This is a genomic window from Streptomyces sp. NPDC050610, assembly GCF_040654875.1.
Lineage (GTDB): Bacteria > Actinomycetota > Actinomycetes > Streptomycetales > Streptomycetaceae > Streptomyces.
Genome location: NZ_JBFAIV010000018.1, coordinates 25,900 through 44,731, shown reverse-complemented (window position 1 = coordinate 44,731; position 18,832 = coordinate 25,900). Strand labels below are relative to the sequence as shown.

15 protein-coding genes are annotated in these 18,832 nt (G+C 70.8%); 5 read left to right on the top strand and 10 right to left on the bottom strand.

What is annotated here, in order from left to right; translation table 11 throughout:
- Window positions 1-50 precede the first annotated feature (50 nt).
- The 6 genes from AB0I22_RS22475 to AB0I22_RS22450 all read right to left on the bottom strand — a co-directional run bounded on the left by AB0I22_RS22475 (window position 51) and on the right by AB0I22_RS22450 (window position 7,934).
- Complete coding sequence (locus AB0I22_RS22475) at window positions 51-2,645, bottom strand: FtsX-like permease family protein (protein WP_363132628.1); 2,595 nt, start codon at window positions 2,643-2,645, stop codon at window positions 51-53.
- A gap of 70 nt (window positions 2,646-2,715) precedes the next feature.
- The gene (locus AB0I22_RS22470; protein ID WP_363132627.1) at window positions 2,716-3,513 is read right to left on the bottom strand and encodes an ABC transporter ATP-binding protein; all 798 of its coding nucleotides are present in this window, start codon (window positions 3,511-3,513) and stop codon (window positions 2,716-2,718) included.
- 183 nt (window positions 3,514-3,696) lie between these two features.
- Window positions 3,697-4,575 carry a carbohydrate ABC transporter permease gene (locus AB0I22_RS22465; protein WP_363132626.1) on the bottom strand — a complete coding sequence of 293 codons (879 nt, stop codon included), beginning with the start codon at window positions 4,573-4,575 and terminating at the stop codon, window positions 3,697-3,699.
- A gap of 1 nt (window position 4,576) precedes the next feature.
- Window positions 4,577-5,482, bottom strand: coding sequence for a sugar ABC transporter permease (locus AB0I22_RS22460; RefSeq protein ID WP_363132625.1), 906 nt, complete (start codon window positions 5,480-5,482; stop codon window positions 4,577-4,579).
- Complete coding sequence (locus AB0I22_RS22455) at window positions 5,479-6,837, bottom strand: extracellular solute-binding protein (protein ID WP_363132624.1); 1,359 nt, start codon at window positions 6,835-6,837, stop codon at window positions 5,479-5,481. The genes AB0I22_RS22460 and AB0I22_RS22455 overlap by 4 nt, the downstream gene beginning before the upstream one ends.
- Window positions 6,838-6,917: 80 nt before the next feature.
- Window positions 6,918-7,934, bottom strand: a complete 1,017-nt coding sequence (locus AB0I22_RS22450; RefSeq protein ID WP_363132623.1) for a chitinase — start codon at window positions 7,932-7,934, stop codon at window positions 6,918-6,920.
- A 251-nt stretch (window positions 7,935-8,185) separates the two neighbouring features.
- Here AB0I22_RS22450 and AB0I22_RS22445 point away from each other — a divergent pair, with 251 nt between their 5' ends.
- The 3 genes from AB0I22_RS22445 to AB0I22_RS22435 all read left to right on the top strand — a co-directional run bounded on the left by AB0I22_RS22445 (window position 8,186) and on the right by AB0I22_RS22435 (window position 10,073).
- Window positions 8,186-8,311, top strand: a complete 126-nt coding sequence (locus AB0I22_RS22445) for a hypothetical protein (protein WP_363132622.1) — start codon at window positions 8,186-8,188, stop codon at window positions 8,309-8,311.
- A 5-nt stretch (window positions 8,312-8,316) separates the two neighbouring features.
- Window positions 8,317-9,435, top strand: coding sequence for a methyltransferase domain-containing protein (locus AB0I22_RS22440; protein WP_363132621.1), 1,119 nt, complete (start codon window positions 8,317-8,319; stop codon window positions 9,433-9,435).
- A gap of 227 nt (window positions 9,436-9,662) precedes the next feature.
- Window positions 9,663-10,073: a peptidase inhibitor family I36 protein gene (locus tag AB0I22_RS22435; protein ID WP_363132620.1), complete on the top strand. Its 411-nt coding sequence runs from the start codon at window positions 9,663-9,665 to the stop codon at window positions 10,071-10,073.
- Between the two features lie 110 nt (window positions 10,074-10,183).
- Here AB0I22_RS22435 and AB0I22_RS22430 read toward each other — a convergent pair whose 3' ends face one another.
- Both AB0I22_RS22430 and AB0I22_RS22425 read right to left on the bottom strand, forming a co-directional pair.
- Complete coding sequence (locus AB0I22_RS22430) at window positions 10,184-10,888, bottom strand: response regulator (protein ID WP_363132619.1); 705 nt, start codon at window positions 10,886-10,888, stop codon at window positions 10,184-10,186.
- A 61-nt stretch (window positions 10,889-10,949) separates the two neighbouring features.
- Window positions 10,950-13,007 carry an ATP-binding protein gene (locus AB0I22_RS22425; protein WP_363132618.1) on the bottom strand — a complete coding sequence of 686 codons (2,058 nt, stop codon included), beginning with the start codon at window positions 13,005-13,007 and terminating at the stop codon, window positions 10,950-10,952.
- A gap of 246 nt (window positions 13,008-13,253) precedes the next feature.
- On the opposite strand from AB0I22_RS22425, the gene AB0I22_RS22420 reads away from it, so the two are divergent.
- The gene (locus tag AB0I22_RS22420) at window positions 13,254-14,573 is read left to right on the top strand and encodes a cation:dicarboxylase symporter family transporter (protein ID WP_363132758.1); all 1,320 of its coding nucleotides are present in this window, start codon (window positions 13,254-13,256) and stop codon (window positions 14,571-14,573) included.
- Window positions 14,574-14,694: 121 nt separating this feature from the next.
- Here AB0I22_RS22420 and AB0I22_RS22415 read toward each other — a convergent pair whose 3' ends face one another.
- Window positions 14,695-15,489 (bottom strand): TetR/AcrR family transcriptional regulator, encoded by a 795-nt coding sequence (locus AB0I22_RS22415; protein WP_363132617.1) that lies wholly within the window; start codon window positions 15,487-15,489, stop codon window positions 14,695-14,697.
- A gap of 212 nt (window positions 15,490-15,701) precedes the next feature.
- Here AB0I22_RS22415 and AB0I22_RS22410 point away from each other — a divergent pair, with 212 nt between their 5' ends.
- A complete protein-coding gene (locus AB0I22_RS22410; RefSeq protein WP_363132616.1) occupies window positions 15,702-17,336 on the top strand; it encodes an MFS transporter in 1,635 nt (544 codons plus the stop codon).
- A gap of 139 nt (window positions 17,337-17,475) precedes the next feature.
- On the opposite strand, the gene AB0I22_RS22405 is transcribed toward AB0I22_RS22410, so the two are convergent.
- Window positions 17,476-18,684: a cytochrome P450 gene (locus AB0I22_RS22405; RefSeq protein ID WP_363132615.1), complete on the bottom strand. Its 1,209-nt coding sequence runs from the start codon at window positions 18,682-18,684 to the stop codon at window positions 17,476-17,478.
- Window positions 18,685-18,832 lie beyond the last annotated feature (148 nt).

Here is an 18,832-nt window from a genome sequence, read left to right as displayed (position 1 = left end):
CCCCCTCTCCTTGAGGAGGCGCCCACCGCCGTTTCGCCGACCCGCGAGCCCTACTGCGCGCCGATCGACTCCAGCGGGCTCAGCCGCCCCGCCCGACGCGCCGGCCACACCGCCGCCAGCACGCCCACGACCAGGGCGATCAGCAGGAACAGGGCGATCCGCGCCCACGGCAGGCCGAACTCGTACGCCGGGAACGAGGACCGCACCAGGTGCCCGCCCGACCAGGCCAGGAACACGCCCACCACGATCCCCAGCACCGCGCCGAACACGCAGATCATCACCGACTCCAGCCGCACCATCTGCTTGACGTCGCGGCGCGCCAGGCCGATCGCCCGCAGCATGCCGATCTCACGGGTGCGCTCGAAGACCGACATGGCGAGCGTGTTGACGACGCCGACCACCGCGATCACCAGGGCCATCCCCAGCAGCCCGTACGTCATGTTCAGGATGTCGCCGATCGCTCCGCTGCGCTCCTCGCGCAGGACGGACTGGCCCTTCACCTTCACCAGCGGATTGCTGCCGAGGGCCGAGCGGAGCTTGTCTTCGAGCCCGGCCGTCCTGCCCGGCCCCGCCTTGATGAGAATCCGCTCGTTGGCGAGGGTCTGCTGGTCGACATGGCTCTCGACCGTCGCCAGCGAGGCGAGCGCGTTGGGCGCCACGTCGTTGTCGGTGTAGACGCCGGCGATCTTGTACGTGGCCGACTTCGGCCCCTTCTTGCGGCCCGGCTTCTCGTCCGCGTCGTCCTCCCCGTCGCTGTAGGAGACCTTGATGCTCTGGCCGGTCCGCACGCCGCGCTCGCTCGCGGTCTTCGCCGACAGGGCGACGGTGTTCTTCGCCCGTACGGCCTCCGCCGAACCGCTGATGAAGCGCAGGCCCGCCACCTTCGGCAGGTTCGGCGCGTCCGTGCCGGTCAAACCGCCCGCACTGGACCCCAGATCGGCACCGACCGTGCGCAGCGGTACGGCCGCGGCGACGCCCGGCACGCCGGCCAGCCGGTGCGCGGCGTCCTTCCCGAGGCCGCGACTGCCCTCCGAGGACACCTGGTAGTCGGCCGTCAGCCCCTGCTTCTTCATCATCCGGTCGACGCCCAGCGTGGCCGAGTGGCCCAGCACCGTCAGACCGGTGATCAGCGTGAGGCCGATCATCAGCGCGGAGGCCGTCGCGGCGGTACGGCGCGGGTTGCGCAGGGCGTTGCGCGTCGCGAGCCGGCCGCTGGCCGGGAACATCCGGGCCAGCCCCTTGCCCGCGAACGTCACCAGCGGGCGCGACAGCAGCGGAGCGAGCACGGCCGCGCCCGCCAGGACGAGCGCCGAGCCCACCATGCCGGCGTCGATGCCCCCGCTGTCCGACAGGGTGGTCACGTACAGCATGGTCGCCACGCCCGCACCGGCGAGCACCGCGCCGACGACGCCGCGGACCCGCAGACTCCGCTGCGCCGGCGCCTGGTCGATCTCGGACAGCGCCTCCACCGGGGCGACCCGCGCCGCCCGCCGCGCCGGCAGCCACGCGGACAGTGCGGTCACGACCACACCGACCACGAGCGCGTAACCGACCGAGGCCGGCTCGACGATCAGAGGGCCGTCGGGGAGGTTCGAGCCCGTCGCGTTGAGCAGCGGCCGCAGCCCGAGCGCGACGCCGATGCCCAGCACGAACCCGGCCACCGACGCCAGCAGCCCCAGCACCGCCGCCTCCGCCAGCGTCGAGCGCACCACCTGGCGACGGGACGCGCCCACCGCCCGCAGCAGCGCGGTCTCCCGGCGGCGCTGCGAGATCAGCATGGTGAAGGTGTTGGCGACGATGAACGCCCCGACGAACAGCGCGATGCCCGCGAAGACCATCAGCGACTTCGTCAGCGACCGGGTGCTCATGGTGATCTCGTCGGCCTGGATACGGGCCAGCTCCGAACCGCTCTGCGCGAAAGCCTTGTCGTCGGGCAGCAGCTGCTGGATCCGCTCGGTCAGCTCGACATCGTCGACACCCGGCTTCGCCCCCACCGAGAACTCGCTGAAGGAACCCGGGGCGGCGAACAGCCGCTGCGCGGTCGCGGTGTCGAACACCGCCAGCGTGCCGCCCGACGTCACCCGCGGGTCGGTCGTGTCCACGGTGCCGACCAGCTTCTTCGTCAGCACCGGCCCGTCGATCGCGAACCGGATCGGGTCGCCCAGCTTGAACCCGGCGTCGGCGGCGGCCTTCGTGTTCAGCGCGACCTCGCCGGAGGCGGCGGGCGCGCGGCCGGAGGTGACCGGGTAACGGCTGTCCTTGCCGTCCTTCCCCGGCATGAAGTCGGCCCCGAGCGACTGCCAGTCGTCGCCCATGGGCCGCTGCTTCTTGTCGGCGATCGTCGCGTAACCCGAAGCGCTCGGCCGCACCGAGGCGACGCCCGGCAGCGCCCGTATCTTCTCGGCCAGCCGCTGGTCGAGCGCGGTCTTGTGCCGATCGCCGGGTGCGCGCATCCCCTCGTCGGCGGTCACCAGGGTGGCGACGCCCTTGTAGTTCTTGGCCGAGACGTTGCTGTACGCGTTGCCGGCGGTGTCGCCGAAGATCAGCGTGCCGGAGACGAAGGCGGTGCCGAGGATGATCGCCAGAGCGGTCATCACCAGCCGGGCTTTGTGCGCGAGTACGTTGCGCAGAGCGGTGCGAAGCACGAGTGTCAGTCCTGGGATGCGGGGGACGGGGAGTGCCGGAGTCCGGCGGCGAGCGGTGGGCGGGGGCTCCTCAGCTCGTACGGCCCTTCGAGTCGAACGCCTTCATCCGGTCCAGGACCGCTTCGGCGGTCGGCTTGCGCAGCTCGTCCACGATCCGGCCGTCGGCCAGGAAGATCACGCGGTCCGCGTACGAGGCGGCGACCGCGTCGTGGGTCACCATCACGACCGTCTGCTGGAGGGCCGGCACCGACTCCTGGAGGAAGCCCAGCAGTTCGGCGCCCGAGCGGGAGTCGAGGTTGCCGGTGGGCTCGTCCGCGAAGATGATCTCCGGCTGGGAGGCGAGGGCGCGGGCCACGGCCACCCGCTGCTGCTGACCGCCGGAGAGCTGCGCCGGGCGGTGCGACAGCCGCGCGGACAGGCCCAGGGTCGACACGATCTGCTCCAGCCACGCCTGGTCGGGCCGGCGGCCGGCGATGTCCATCGGCAGGGTGATGTTCTCGATCGCGTTCAGCGTCGGCAGCAGGTTGAACGCCTGGAAGACGAAGCCGACCCGGTCCCGGCGCAGCCGTGTCAGCTGCCGGTCGCCCAGCGACGCCAGTTCGACGTCGCCGATCCGGGCCGAGCCGGAGGAGAGGGAGTCGAGCCCGGCCATGCAGTGCATGAGCGTGGACTTGCCCGATCCGGACGGCCCCATGATCGCGGTGAACTCCGCGCGCCGGAACTCCACGGACACCGCGTCCAGCGCGACCACCTGGGTCTCGCCCTGCCCGTACACCTTGCTCAGCTCGGTCGCCCGCGCGGCGACGCCGTCGGGGGCGGCGGCGCCGGGGACGGCGGTCGACGTGGGGAAGGGGGCGGAACGGGGCACGAGGTCTCCTGGGAGAGCGGGGAATGAATGCTCTCCCATCTTTGAGCACCGGGCCCCCTCTCCACCTCAGCCGCACGGCCCGACCTGGGCACCGGCCAAATGGCCGATGCCGGGGCCGTACGTCGTACTCAAGATGGACGCCCGTCCGACTTCCGGGCGAACGGGATCACGCGGGAGAGGCCCTCATCCCTTCACCGCGCCGCCCAGTGCGAAGCCGCCGCCGAGGCGACGGGAGATCAGGACGTACAGCAGGATCACGGGCGTCGAATAGAGGATGGAGAAGGCGGCGAGCTGCCCGTAGGCCACTTCGCCGCGGTAGCCGAAGAAGGTGAAGATGGAGACGGACGCCGGGAGTTGGTCCGGGGTGAGCAGCAGCATGAAGGGGACGAAGAAATTGCCCCACATCATGATGAAGCTATAGACGGTCACGACGGCCACGCCCGGCCCCATGAGCGGCAGGACGACGCGGACCAGGGCCTGCATGGGGTTCGCGCCGTCGGTCCAGGCCGCCTCTTCGAGGCTGACGGGGATGGCGTCCATGAAGTTCTTCATCAGCCAGATGGCGAACGGAAGCTGGGTCGCGGCGAGGAAGAGGGCCGTACCGGACAGCGTGTCGATGAGGTTGATCTGCACGAAGAGCCCGTACACCGGGACCATGATCGCGGTGACCGGCAGACAGGTCGTGAACAGCACCGCCATGAGGTACGGGCGTTTGAAGCGGGAGCGGAACCGCGACAGGGGATAGGCGGCGAGGGTGGCGCAGGCGATGGTCAGGGCCGTGGCGCCGCCGCACAGCAGCAGGCTGTTGAGCATGGGCCGGTAGGTGATCTCCGGGTCCATGAGGGCGTCGAAGTTGGCCAGCGTGGGGTGGGACGGCACGGAGACGTCGAGCGAGGCGTGTTCGTCGACGGAGGACAGCACCAGCCAGGCCAGCGGCACGGCGAAGGCCAGGGCCGCGACCAGCAGCGCCGCGTCGGCCGCCAGCCGCTGCCGCGTCGCGCGCCGCAGCTTGGGCGTGCGGTGCGCGGAGGCGGACCGGCGGGGTGTTCGATGGGCCCGCATCTCAGACCTCCTCGCGCAGCAGTCGCAGATACACCAGCGAGAACAGCGCCCCCACCAGGAGCAGCAGCAGCGCCACCGCCGTGCCGTAGCCGATAAGCGCCTTCAAGAACGCCTGGTCGTACATGAAGACCGGCAGCGTCTGGCTGCGCGTGCCGGGTCCGCCGCGCGTCATCGCCCAGATCAGGCCGAACACCGACAGCGTCTGGAGGGTGTTGAGCATCAAATTGGTGGCGATGGAGCGGCGGATCATCGGCAGCGTGACGCGCCACATCCGCTGCCACCCGCTGGCTCCGTCCACCTCCGCCGCCTCGGTGATCTCCTGCGGGATCTCGGAGAGCGCGGCGGAGTAGACGAGCATCGAGAACGCGGTGCCGCGCCAGACGTTGGCGAACGAGACCGCGAGGATGGGCAGCGTGAACAGCCAGTTCTGGGACGGCAGATGCAGCCAGTCCAGAATGTCGTTCAGGGTGCCGCGCTGGTTGAAGAAGGCGTAGAGCAGAAAGCCGGCGACGATCTCCGGCAGCACCCACGCGGCGATGACGATCGCCCCGGTCAGCGTCCGTACGGGCCGCGAGGCGCGCCGCATCAGGGCGGCGAGCCCGAGGCCGAGGGTGTTCTGGCCGACGATCGAGGAGAGCACGGTGAAGACGAGGGTCAGTACGACCGCGTTGATGAACTTGTCGTCCGCGAACGCCTGCCGGAAGTTGTCCAGGCCCACGAAGTGCGTGGCCGAGGAGCCGGTCAGCTGCATGTCGGTGAAGGCGATATAGCCGCAGTACGCGATGGGCCCGCCGAGGAAGAGCAGCAGGAGGAGGGTCGCGGGGGCGACGGGCAGCCAGCGGAGGCGATGGCGGGGGCGTTGTCGCCGGTGGGGTTCACGGGCCCGTGCCGTCGGGAGCGCGGTCATCGGTTCCCGCTCACCACTGCGCCGTCGGTGATCGACGCGACTTGCTCGTCGTACGCCTTCGCGGCCTCGCCCACCGACGAGTCGCCGGTGGTCACGTTCTCCATCTGCTCGCCGATCACCGCGGAGACCCTGGGGTAGACGGGCAGCGCGGGCCGGAAGTGGCTGTACTTCACCAGTGAGGTGAAGAAGTCGATGCCGGGCATGGACTTGAGGTACTTCGCGTCGGCGGCGACATCGTCGCGGACCGCGATCTGCGCGCCCCGGATGTCCCACTCCGCCGCGTTCCGCTTCGACTGGAGGGTTTCGATGAACTGCCAGGCCAGATCGGCGTAGCGGGACTTGGCGGGGATCGACCAGGCCCAGCCGCCGGAGAGGCTGACCTTGCCGGGGGCCTGCCCGTGCTGCGTCGGGAACGGCGTCTGCGCCATCACCTTCGACCACTGCGGCCACGGTTTGCCGCCCGTGGGGAGCCAGTACTCCCCGAGCCAGGAGCCGTCGAGGTCGATGGCGACCTTTCCGGCCGGCAGCCACTCGCTGACATTGCGCACGGCGACATTCGGGTCGAGGGCGTCGGTGATATCGGGGCCGAGTTTCTCCGCGTAGACGCTCCGCACGAAGTCCAGCGAGTCCCGGAACCCCTTGCTGCCGGTGACCCATTTCTTCGCCGCCGGGTCGTAGAGCGGGTCCTTTCCGGTGCCGTACAGCAGCATCTCGAAGGTCTGCATCACGGACGCCTCGCCCGCGCCCTTGCCCGTATAGACGTTGAGCGGGGTGACGCCGGGGACCTTGCGTTTGATGGTACGAGCGGTGTCGAGGACGTCCTGCCAGGTCTTCGGCCGCCAATTCGCGGGCAGTCCGGCCTTGGCGAAGATTTCCTTGTTGTACCAGAGGGCGCGGGTGTCGGTGCCGTCCTGCACGCCGTACGTCTTGCCGTCCTCGGCCCGCGTCGCGGCCTTCGAGGCGGGTACGAACTGCTTCCAGTCGGCCCACGTCTTGAGTTTGTCGTCCAGCGGTCGCAGATATCCGCTCTTGATATCGGAGTTGATGAGGAACGTGTCCTCGTACACGAGATCCGGCGAGGTCTTCGGGGACCGCATCATCTGCTGGATCTTGGCGTAATAGTCGTTCTCGGACGCCTGAATCGGGATCAGTTCGACTCTCTTGCCCCGGTGCGTCTTCTCGAACTCCTTCTTCACCATGGCCAGATAGTTGTCGGTATAGCGGACCTTGCCGTTCGTGTTCCGTTGGTAGGCCACCTTCACGGTGTCCGGATGGGGCGAGGACCCCGCGCCGCAGGCGCTGAGCGCGCCTGCGGCGAGGGCGGCGACGAGGATCACAGGGACGGTGGGGCGCACGGGCACGACCTCCAACTGGCCTCGGCGGGCTGCCCGGTGACCGTACGGCCGTCGCCGGCGGGGCGTCGGCCCCGCGAGCGTCAGCCGTTGTAGCCGGCCAGCACCTTGGTGAAGTCGTACGTTCCCTGCTCGATGCCGCTGCACGCGTCACCGCCGCCGCCCGATCCGCACTTGCGGTCGCGGTTGAGCGACCAGAAGGAGACCCGGGAGAGGTGGTGGCTCGTCGCGTACGACACCATCGACTTGAAGTCCGCGACCGAGACGATCTCGCCCGCCTGGTCGGTGTGGCCGTTCATCGAGGAGAAGCCGACCTTGCGGTAGGCGGCGTCCGAGGACAGCTTGTACTCGCTCGCGACGGTGTTCTTGAGCCCGTCCACCGCCGACTTCGTGGCGGCGGCCATGTCGACGCTCCCCTGGCCGCCGAAGTCGAACGGCATCACGGCCCATTCCGCGTCGAGCCCCTTGGCCGCGCCGCGTTTGACGAGGTCCTTGCCGTCGGCGGTGGGGCCGGTGGTGGTCGTGCCGAAGGTGACGTAGACCTTGAGGCCGGGGTTCTTCGTCTTGGTCGTCTTCAGGGCGTCGATGACGCGCTGGCGGACGGTGGCGTTCGAGACCTCGGTGGCCTCGATGTCGATGTCGATGGACTTCAACTTATAGGCGTCGACGACCTTCTGGTACGCCCCGGCGAGCGCCCCCGCCGACGAGCACTTCTCGCCCAGCTTGTTGCCGCTCCAGCCGCCGAACGACACGGTGACGTCGCCGCCGGCCGACCGTATGGAGTTGATCGTGGACTGGTCTGTCCCGCCGGTGAGGGCGCGGGTGCCGTCCCACTTCGGGTTGCAGCCGCCGTCGGAGAGCATGAAGGCCATGGTGAACTGCCTGATGCCGGTGGCCGACATGACGGACGTCGCCTTCGGCGGACTGCCCCAGCCGAGGTAGAGGTAGGGGCCGTTGAGCCCGCTGGGCGCGGCGGTCGGGGCCGCTCCCTCTGCGGCGTGCTTGCTCGGGGTGGCGTAGGCGCCGGCGGTGAGGGCGCCGCTGACGACGACGGCGGCGGAGAGCGCGGAGAGTGCGGAGACGATTCTCTTGCGATGCACGTCGAACCTCCATGGGGGGTGGGTTGAACGTGCGTGAACGCTAGCGAGACGTCATGCTCGCGACAAGGTGGTGGTTAGGAATGCTTCCTGTCGTATGGGGTTGCGGGGACGTCGCGATTCTGCGTACCGTATGTGACTGGCATATGACGCAGGGTTAATCACGGTGACCTTGCCGTCTCCTGCTACCTCCGTACCGGCCCCTGAGGGGCTGCACTGTTCCGCGCCCGGAACCATCCGCAAGGAGAAAGCGCATGGCACGACACGGCGAGAAGCCCGCCCCCATCCCGACGCCGAAGGAGCCGTCCCCGCGGGACAAGGACAGCCAGCACCCCGACGTCTCCCGGCCCGGCAGCGGCGACCACCGCAAGCCGAAGTAGCCGACGTGGAGCCGGACTTCACCGCGCTGAGCGCCCAGGCCGCCGACGACCTCGACGGCCTGGGCGCTTTCGCCCGGCCCTGGCTGCGCCGCGCCTTCGAGGCCGTACCCCGCCACGCGTTCATACCGGACACCGTGTGGGTCGAGGACGGGGGCGGCTACCGGGCCTTCGGGCGTACGGACGACCCGCGGCGGTGGGCCGCGCTGGCCTACGACCCGCGCGACGGCCTCGTCACCCAGGTCGACGACGGCCGCACCCTCGCGGGCGGCATCGGCACCCTGCCGACCTGCTCCATCAGCGCCCCGAACGCCGTGCTGAACATGCTCGCCGAGGCCGAACTGCGGACCTCGGGCACCGTCTTGGAGATCGGCACGGGCACCGGCTACAACGCCGCCCTCATCGCTCAGCGCGTCGGCGGCGACCGCCTGGTCACCGTCGAGATCGACGAAGCGCTCCACGCCGGGGCGCGTGCCGCGCTCACCGCCGCCGGGTGCGAGGACGTCACCGCCGTGCACGCGGACGGGGAGGCCGGCCATCCGCCGCGCGCGCCCTACGACCGGGTGCTGTCCACCGCCGCGGTGCTGGCCGTCCCGTACGCGTGGGTCGAGCAGACCCGTACCGGCGGCCTGATCCTCACGCCGTACCGCACCGCGTTCTGCTCCCACGGCCTGGCGCGGCTCACGGTCGAAGACGGCCGGGCGTCGGGCCGCTTCGCCGGAGCCATGACCTTCATGACCGTACGCGGACAGCGCCCGCGCTCCCCGATCGGCGACCTGTTCACCGACGAGACCTGGCGGCAGGCGCGCGAATCCGCCCCCGACGGTGGACCGGACCACCTTGCCCTCACCGACCCGCACGCCGCCTTCGCCATCGGCCTGCGGCTGCCCGGCGTCGCCCACTGGGAACAGGGCGACGGCCACTGGTGGTGCGGCCCCGACTCCTGGGCCTACGCCACCGGCGAATCCGTGTACCAGTGGGGGCCGCGCGACCTTTATGACGAAACCCGCGCCGCGGCCGATTGGTGGCGCGACAAAGGCCGGCCCTCGCTGTTCGACTTCGGCCTGACCGTGACGGAGGGCGGGCAGACCGTTTGGCTCGGCGATCCCGGCTGCCCTCTTCTGTGAAGCCGCGGTCGGCGGGCGCTGTGGTGCTTTAATGATCGCCCTCAGGGTTCATGGCCTAATTCGCCATGGCCGGAATGCCGGTTGCGCGACCGCGCCCCTTGGTCTTTTCTTGGACCGCCGAAGTTCACAGCTGACTATGTGATCACAGGTGCATACGGCTGCTCCAAGAAAGGTCCTTGGTGTGGCCTTTCCTGGGCGGCTCCCATTCGCAGAGAAACGGAGTCGTAATGCGTTTTGTGCATGCGAAGAACCGTAGAGCCGCCACCACACTGGCAGCGACCGTACTGGCCGCCGGAGCCTTGGCGTTCGCCGCGCCGACCGCGATGGCCGGCAGCAGCGTCGCCCCAGTCGCCACCCCGCGAGTGGCCGACTATGACTGCCCGCGGGGTGCGTTCTGCATCTACAGCGACTGGAACGGCAATGGTGAGCGCTGCGACTTCTACGGCAACGACCCTTCGGCCGGCAGGTCCTGCGGTTTCAGCTCCAGGAACGTAAACGTCAGGTCGGCGTACAACAATACGGCGGCCCGGGTGAATTACTACACCAGCGAGGGCTACCGGAACCGCATCGGCTCCGAAACGCCCGGCAACCGGACGAACTTGGCGGGCAATTACGTCATCAGGTCGGTCAAGTTCTAGTAGGCGTTGACTGAATCGTCAGTGGTGGCAGCCCGGCCAGGACAGGTCGGGACAGGACAGACCGGGCTGCCATCGCTCGCAGCCCCCGACGTATCGGGGGTCGCGCTGTCTCAGCGCTGCGTCAGCCAGCGGTAGCGGAGTTCGGGGCGGCCGACATGGCCGTACTGCGGGGTGCGGGCGGCTCGGCTCGTATGGACCAGGTGCTCCAGGTAGCGGCGGGCCGTGATCCGGGAGATGCCGAGGGCGGTCGCGGCCGTGCCCGCCGACAGCCCGTCGGCGCCCGCCGCGCGCAGCGCGTCGGTGATCGTCTGGAGCGTGTCCAGGCTCAACCCCTTGGGCAGGGAGGCGGGTTGCGGCGCGCGGAGCGCCGACAGGGCGCGGTCCACCTCGTCCTGGCCGCTGGCCTCCCCGGCGGCGGCGCGGAAGTCCGCGTAGCGCACGAGCCGGTCGCGGAGGGTGGCGAAGGTGAACGGCTTCAGCACGTACTGCACCACGCCGAGGGACACGCCCTCGCGTACGACCGCCAGGTCGCGCGCCGACGTCACCGCGATCACGTCGGTGGCGTGCCCGGCGGCGCGCAGCGACCGTACGAGCTGGAGCCCGTGCCCGTCGGGGAGGAAGAGGTCCAGCAGCAGCAGGTCGACCGCCGTCCGCTTGAGGAACTGCGACGCGTCGGCCCGCGAGTGCACCACCCCGGCCACGGCGAACCCCGGCACGCGCCGCACGTAGAGCGCGTGCGCGTCGGCCGCGAGCGGTTCGTCCTCGACGACGAGAACCCGGATCGGGCCGGCATCCGTCGGCGGCGGCGTGGTCATAGGGGTGCTCCTGCCGGAGTGGGGCGTCCACGGGGCGCGGACGCGAAGGGGCGGCCCGGTCTCATGCCGTGACCTCGCTGCGCAGCGGCAGCAGAACCGTGAACTGGGCCCCGCCCGCCGCCGATTCCGCCACGGTCACGACACCGCCGTTCCGGCGAGCGGCCTGCTGTACGAGCGCCAGCCCGAGCCCCCGCCCCGGCGCTTTGGTGCTCCACCCCCGCCGAAAGACCTCGTCGACCGCCGCCGGATCGATCCCGGGCCCGCTGTCCGCCACCCGCAACAGCAACTCCCCGCCGTCCGCCCGGACGGTCACGGTCACCGACCGGCCGCGATCCGGTTCCGCTGCACCTCCGGCACCTCCGGCACCGGCTGCCGCGTCGCTGTCGTCAGTACGCACGCCGTGCCCGTTCTCGGCGGCTGCGGCCTCGGTGCCCCTCGGTGCGTCCTCCCGCTCGGCGTCTTCGGCCGTCGCGTCCGCGTCGGTGTCGTCGTCCGTACGTGCTTCGTGTCCGTACTCGTCCGCGTCCGCGTGGTCGAGGGTGCGCAGCAGGCCCGCGCACCCGTCGCCGTCCCCTGGCGAGCATCCCGCGCCCTCGGCCGACGCCCCCGCATCGGCGGATGCCCGGTGTCCCTCGGCCGCCACCCCCGCATCGGCCGACGCCCGGCGGCCCCCGGCCCCTTCCGCGGCCGGAGCCGCCTCCGCGGGCGCGTCCGCGGGCGCGCCCACGCCCGGCCGCAGGCCGGAAGGCGGCGCGGGCGCGCCCAGGGCCGGAAGCCGCGGCGCGGCCGCACTGGCGTCGACGGCGTTGTCGATCAGGTTCCCCAAGATCGTGACCAGGTCACGGGCCGGCAGCGCCGCCGGCAGCACCCCGTCGTCGATATGGCTCTCCGGAGTGAGCGTCAGCTCCACGCCGTGCTCATTCGCCTGGGCCGCCTTGCCCAGCAGCAGAGCCGCCAGTACGGGCTCGGCGACAGCCGCCACGACCTGGTCCGTGAGGGCCTGGGCCAGTTCCAGTTCGGCTGTGGCGAAGTCGACGGCCTCGTCGGCGCGGCCGAGTTCGATCAGGGACACCACGGCGTGCAGCCGGTTGGCCGCTTCGTGGGCCTGTGAGCGCAGCGCTTCGGCGAAGCCGCGTACGGAGTCCAACTCGCCTGACAGGGCCTGGAGTTCGGTGTGGTCCCGCAGAGTGACGACCGTGCCGCTGCGCTCCCCGCCGCTGACCGGCGAGGTGTTGACGACCACGATCCGGTCGGCCGTCAGATGCACCTCGTCCACGCACGGGCCCGCCGCCAGCAGCGTTTCGGTGAGCGGCGCGGGCAGGCCGAGGGCGGTGACGCGCAGCCCCACCGCGTCCGGGGTCAGCCCCAGCAGGTCGCGCGCGCCGTCGTTGATGAGGGCGATCCGGCGTTCGCCGTCCAGCATCACCAGCCCCTCGCGCACCGCGTGCAGCGCGGCCTGGTGGTAGTCGTGCATCCGGCTCAGCTCGGCGGCGTTCATGCCGTGCGTATGCCGGCGCAGCCTGGCGTTGGCGACGTACGTGCCGACGCCGCCGAGCGCCAGCGCCCCCAGCGCCACCCCCAGCAGCGCCATGACCTGCCGCCGCACCTCGGCGCTGATCTCGTCGACGGTGATGCCCACGCTGACCAGCCCCGTGATCCGCGCGCCGGAGCGGATCGGCGCCACGGCCCGTACGGACGGCCCGAGCGTCCCCGTGTACGTCTCGGAGAACGCCTTCCCGCGCAGCGCCGGTCCGGTGTGGCCGAGGAACTCCTGGCCGATGCGGGCCGCGTCGGGGTGCGTCCAGCGCGTGCCGCGCGGATCCATGATCGTCACGAAGGTGACCCCGGCGTCGCGCCGCACCCGTTCCGCGTACGGCTGGAGCGCGGCGCTCGGGTCGGCGGCCTCGGCGGCGGCCCGTACCGACGGCGCCCCGGCCACCGCGGCGGCCGTCGCGGTCACCTGACGCCGCGCCGCGTCCTCGGCCTGCCCCCGCCCCGTCGCGTACGCGAAGAACGCGCACCCGGCCACCACGGCGGCGACCAGCACGATCTGCATCGCGAAGAGCTGGCCGGCCAGGCTGCGGGGGCGGGGTATGCCGGGTATGCGGGGTGCGCGCATGGCCGACAGTCTGCCTTCTGATTGAGCCGTGAACGTAATGCACGCAAGGGTGACCGCGGTCACAGACGGGTGCATAGTCTGCGGGGCCCCACTCGTCGGGAGAGCGCGGGCCGCATGAGCCGCACGCCCCGTACACCGAGGAGCACCACCGTGTCAGCGCAGACACCGCCACCGCAGGCGCCACCGTCGCCGGACGGGCCCGAGCGGGCCGCCCGTACGAAGAAGGACCGCACCCACTTCCTCTACATCGCGGTCATCGCCGCCGTGCTCCTCGGCATCCTCGTCGGGTTCACCGCCCCCGGCGTGGCCGTGGAGCTGAAGCCGCTCGGCACCGGGTTCGTGAACCTGATCAAGATGATGATCTCGCCGATCATCTTCTGCACGATCGTGCTCGGCGTCGGATCGGTCCGCAAGGCGGCGAAGGTCGGCGCGGTCGGCGGCCTGGCGCTGGGCTACTTCATGGTCATGTCGACGGTCGCACTCGCCATCGGCCTCGTCGTCGGCAACATCCTGGAGCCCGGCAGCGGGCTGCACCTGACGGAGTCGGTACGGCACGCGGGCGAGGCGCAGGCCAAGGGCGGCGACTCCACCGTCGACTTCCTCCTCGGCATCATCCCCACCACCATGGTCTCCGCCTTCACCAAGGGCGAGGTGCTCCAGACCCTGCTGGTCGCCCTCCTCGTCGGCTTCGGGCTGCAAGCCCTCGGCGCGAGCGGCGAACCGGTCCTGCGCGGCATCGGCCACATCCAGCGGCTGGTCTTCCGCGTGCTCGCCATGATCATGTGGGCGGCCCCGGTCGGCGCGTTCGGCGCGATGGCGGCGGTGGTCGGCGAGACGGGCGTGGACGCGCTCAAGTCGCTCGCCGTCATCATGGTCGGCTTCTACATCACCTGCCTGCTCTTCGTGATCATCGTGCTCGGCACGATCCTGCGGCTGGTCGCCGGGGTCAGCGTCTTCGCGCTGCTGAAGTACCTGGCGCGGGAGTTCCTGCTGATCCTCTCCACCTCGTCGTCGGAGTCGGCGCTGCCGCGGCTCATCGCGAAGATGGAGCACCTGGGCGTCAGCAAGCCGGTCGTCGGCATCACGGTCCCCACCGGCTACTCCTTCAACCTCGACGGCACCGCCATCTATCTGACGATGTCCTCGATCTTCGTCGCGGAGGCGATGGGCGAACCGCTCTCCATCGGCCAGCAGGTCTCGCTGCTCCTCTTCATGATCATCGCGTCCAAGGGTGCGGCGGGCGTCACCGGCGCCGGCCTCGCCACCCTCGCGGGCGGCCTCCAGTCCCACCGCCCCGAACTCGTCGACGGCGTCGGCCTGATCGTCGGCATCGACCGCTTCATGAGCGAGGCGCGGGCCCTCACCAACTTCGCGGGGAACGCCGTCGCGACCGTACTCGTCGGCACCTGGACCAAGGAGATCGACAAGGAGCGGGTGACCGAAGTGCTCGCCGGGCGGCTGCCGTTCGACGAGACGACGCTCGTGGACGACGGGCACAGCGGTACGCAGCAGGCGGCCCAGGACGGCCGCCCCGGAGGTACGGAGAAGGAACCCGCCGCCGTGTGACGCGCCGGGAGGCGGCCGCGTGTGTGAAGTGCGCGCCGCTGGATACCCGGCCGGTGCGGGACGGGAGCGAATCGTTTCCGCCGCGCACCCCCTGATCGCGAAGCTCCGCTGACGCCCCCGTTCAGCGGGGCTTCGCCGCGTCCGTGCCCGTGCTCAAGTCCGCGTCCGTGCCCGTACGTGCGTCAGCGTCGCTACGCGCGTCCGTGCCCGTACGCGCGGCTCCGTCCGTACGTGCCTTCGCCGCCGTCCCCGCCCTAACTGTCCCAGCCCCCGCTGCCGCCGCCGTCGCCTCCCGTACGGCCTCCGAAACGGCCTCGGCGGCGCGGGCCGGCGCGACGCCCGCCGTGGCCAGGACCGTCGTCGCGGCGGCGACGCCCGCCGTCTCGGCGGGCAGCGCGCCCTCGTTGACCGCCTGCATCAGCCCGAAGAGCGTGTGCTCGTAGACGTGCGCGAGGGCGCGCGAGGTGAGCGGGGAGCTGAACGCGCCGTCGTCCAGGCCGCGCTGTATGAGGCCTGCGGCTTTGAGGCGTACGGGCTCCAGGCGGGCCCGGATGCCCGCGTCGGTGACGCTGCGCTGGGCGAGGGCGACGAGGAGCCGGTAGCGGTCGGCGGATTCCCAGACGGAGAGGGTGGCGCGGGCGAGCGCCCGGTCGGCCGGGGGAGCGGGGGCCGTACCCGCCGAGACGTCCTCCATGCCGGCCGCGAAGGCCCGTGACACGTCGTCTACGGCGGCGTCCGTCAGGGCGGTGATCAGCGCTTCGCGGTTGGGGAAGTGCCCGTACACGGTGCGGCGCACGACTCCGGCGGCGCGTGCGATGTGGTCCATGGACGCGTCCGGATTGCGCACCAGCTCGGCGAGCGCGATGTCCATGATGCGGCGGCGGTTGGCGGAGGCACGGCTGCTGAGTGTGGTCATGGTGGTGCGGCTCCTCGGTCGGCGTCCTCGTCCCCGTGCGGCGCGGGGCACGCGTGTGGCCGCCCATTCTCCGGGGGCGTGCGGCTGGTTGCCCCGGGCGTGCCGACCACTCCATTTTGCACACGGCTGTGCATTCGGCTAAATTGCGCACTGCTGTGTAATTGCACAGTGCTGTGCAATATCAATCAACTGAGATCGTGAGAGGTGTCCGGATGCGCGTCGTCATGTCGACGCCGGTCGAGAAGATGGACCGGCCGTACGGAAAGCGCTGGGCAGCGCTGGGGGTGCTCTGCCTCAGCCTGCTGATCATCGTCATGGCGAACACCACCCTGACGGTGGCCGCCCCCGACATGACCATCGACCTGAACCTGAGCAGCGCCGACCTCCAGTGGGTCATCGACGGCTACACCGTGCCGTACGCCGCGCTGATGCTGCTGCTCGGCGCGATCGGCGACAAGTACAGCCGCCGCGGGGCGCTCGTACTCGGCCTCGTCGTCTTCGGCGTCGCCTCCGTCGCGGGAGCGCTCGCCGACAGCTCGAACGCGGTCATCGCGTCGCGCGCGCTGATGGGCATCGGCGCGGCCTTCGTCATGCCGGCCACGCTCTCGCTGCTCGCCGCGACGTTCCCGCGCGCCGAGCGGGCCAAGGCCATCACCATCTGGACCGCCACCGCGGGCCTCGGCATCGCCGCCGGCCCTCTGGTCGCGGGCGCGCTGCTGGAGAAGTACAGCTGGAACTCCAGCTTCCTCATCAACGTGCCGATCGCCGTCCTCGGCATCCTCGGCGCGCTGTTCCTCGTGCCGCCGTCCAAGGCGGGCCACAGCGACCGGCTCGACTACGTCGGCGGGCTGCTCTCCGTCATCTGGGTGGGCTCGCTCATCTACATGATCATCGAGGGCCCGCACTTCGGCTGGGGCGCCGCCGCGATCACCGCGGCCGTCGTCGCCGCCGTCGGCCTGATCTGCTTCGTCCTCTGGGAGCTGCGCCACCCGCGCCCGGTCCTGGACGTCCGCCGCTTCGCGCGCCGTGCCTTCGCCGGGTCCACGCTCGCCGTCGCGCTCTTCTTCCTCGCCGTCTTCGGCGCGTTCTACTACCTCACCCAGCACCTCCAGTTCGTCCTCGGCTACTCGCCGCTGGACACCGGTGTGCGGATGCTGCCGCTGGCCGGCGCGGTCTTCGTCGGCGGCGCGCTGACGGCGCTGCTCACGCCGAAGTTCGGCATGAAGGTCACGGTCGCGCTCGGCATGGCCGTCGGCACGGTCGCCATCGCCCTGCTCACGCGGGTCGACGCGCACTCGGGATACGGGGACTTCGTGATCCCCCTCATCATCCTCGGCCTCGCCATCGGCCTGTCCCTGTCGCCGTGCACCAACGCCATCATGGGCTCCTTCCCGGAGGACCAGCTCGGCATCGGCGGCGCGGTCAACAGCACCTCGATCGAACTGGGCGGCTCGCTCGGCATCGCCGTGCTCGGCACGGTGCTGGCCAATACCTACTCCGACAACCTCGCCGACGCGGCGGCCAAGTCGGCCTCGGCGGGCGCGCAGATCCCGGAGAAGGTGCTCTCCGTCGCACAGGACTCGGTCGGCGCGGGCCTGGCCGTCTCCGAGCAGCTCGCCGCCAAGCTCGGCCCGCAGCAGGGCGCGTCCTTCGCCGACGCCGTGCGCTCCGCGTTCTCCGACTCGGTCGCCCACACCAGCGTCGTCGGCGCGGTCGTGCTGGGCGTCGGCACGGTGATCGTCGCCTTCCTCCTGCCGGGCCGCAAGAAGGCCGCGGCGGACGCGGCCGCCGAGGGCGCCACGGCCGAGGGCACGGCGAGCGAGGACCGCGAGTCCGAGCGCGTCTGACGCCGCGGCCTCCGGCTGGTTCTACGGGCCCCCGCACCGACTTCTACGTCGGGACGGGGGCCCGTCGGCGTAGGCACCGTACGTCCCGTACGTACCGGAGCCGCCGGAACTCCTGGCCCCCGTCGGCCCCGCCGCCCGTTCACGCGTCCCAGGTGACCGGAAGGCTCTTCACCCCGAAGATGTCCGCTGCCTCCGGCCGCAGGCTGACCTCCTCGGCCGGTACGGCCAGGCGCAGCGTGGGGAAGCGGCTGACCAGTGCGGTGAAGGCGACGCCCATCTCGACGCGGGCCAACTGCTGGCCCAGGCACTGGTGGATGCCGTGGCCGAAGGCCAGGTGCCCGGTGTGCTGCCGTTGCAGGTCGAGCGCGTGGGGGTCGGTGAAGCGCTCGGGATCGCGGTTGGCGGTGTGGTACGAGAGGATCACCGGCGAGCCCGCGGCGATGGTCTGACCGCCCAGCTCGACGTCTTCCAGCGCCACCCTCATGAACGTCTTGGCGACGCTCAGATACCGCAGCAGCTCCTCCACGGCCTGGCCGCCGAGTGCGGGGTCGGCGCGCAGCGCGGCCAGTTGCTCAGGGTTCCGCAGCAGGGCGAAGGTGCCGAGCGCCAGCATGTTCGCGGTGGTGTCGAGCCCGGCCGAGAGCAGGATGAGGCTGATCCCGCGCAGTTCCTCATCGGTGAGATCGCTGTCGGTCAGGTCGCTGAGCACGTCGTCGGTGGGGTTCGCGCGCTTGGCGGCCACCAGCTCCGCCAGGTAGTCCTGCGTCGCGGTGTAGGCCGCGATCAGGTCCTCGTCGCTCGTCTCCCCGTTCATGAAGGACTCGACGTGCCCCTGGAAGGAGCCCCGGTCCTGGTACGGCACCCCCAGCAGTTCACAGATCACGATGGCGGGGATGGGCTTGGCGAACGCGGTCACCAGGTCCGCCGGCGGTCCGGTCTTCTCCATGGCGTCCAGGCATTCGGCGGTGATCTGCTCCACGCGCTCGGTGAGCAGCCGCATCCGCCGCACGGTGAACTTGCCCATCAGCGGCTTGCGGTAGCGGCTGTGCCGGGGGTCGTCCATGAGGAGGAACTCGCCGGGCGGCGCCGGGGGGACCTCTATGTCGCCGTAGTCGATGGTCGGGTGGTGGCGCATGAGCTCCTTGCGCGAGCTGAACCGCGAGTCGGCCAGGACCGAGCGGACCAGGTCGTATCCGGTGATCAGCCAGCCGGGCTCGCCGCCGGGGAAGGTGTAGCGGCTGATGGGGCCGTGCTGCCGGGCGTCGGTCAGCTCCGCCGGCGGGTCGAAGGGGCAGCCGGGCCGACGTGCTGCCGGCATCGTCGTGACGGTGTGCGGGGACGCGCTCATGACCGCTCCTCAACTCGCGATATGACGTGTTCAGTGATGACTGAAAGCTATGGCGGCTCCGGAACGGCCGTCAACTGCCTATAGGCCATAAGTGCTGGCAGCAGGCGGGAAATTGGTGCAATGGGGCTGCGCTCGAATGCAATGCTCC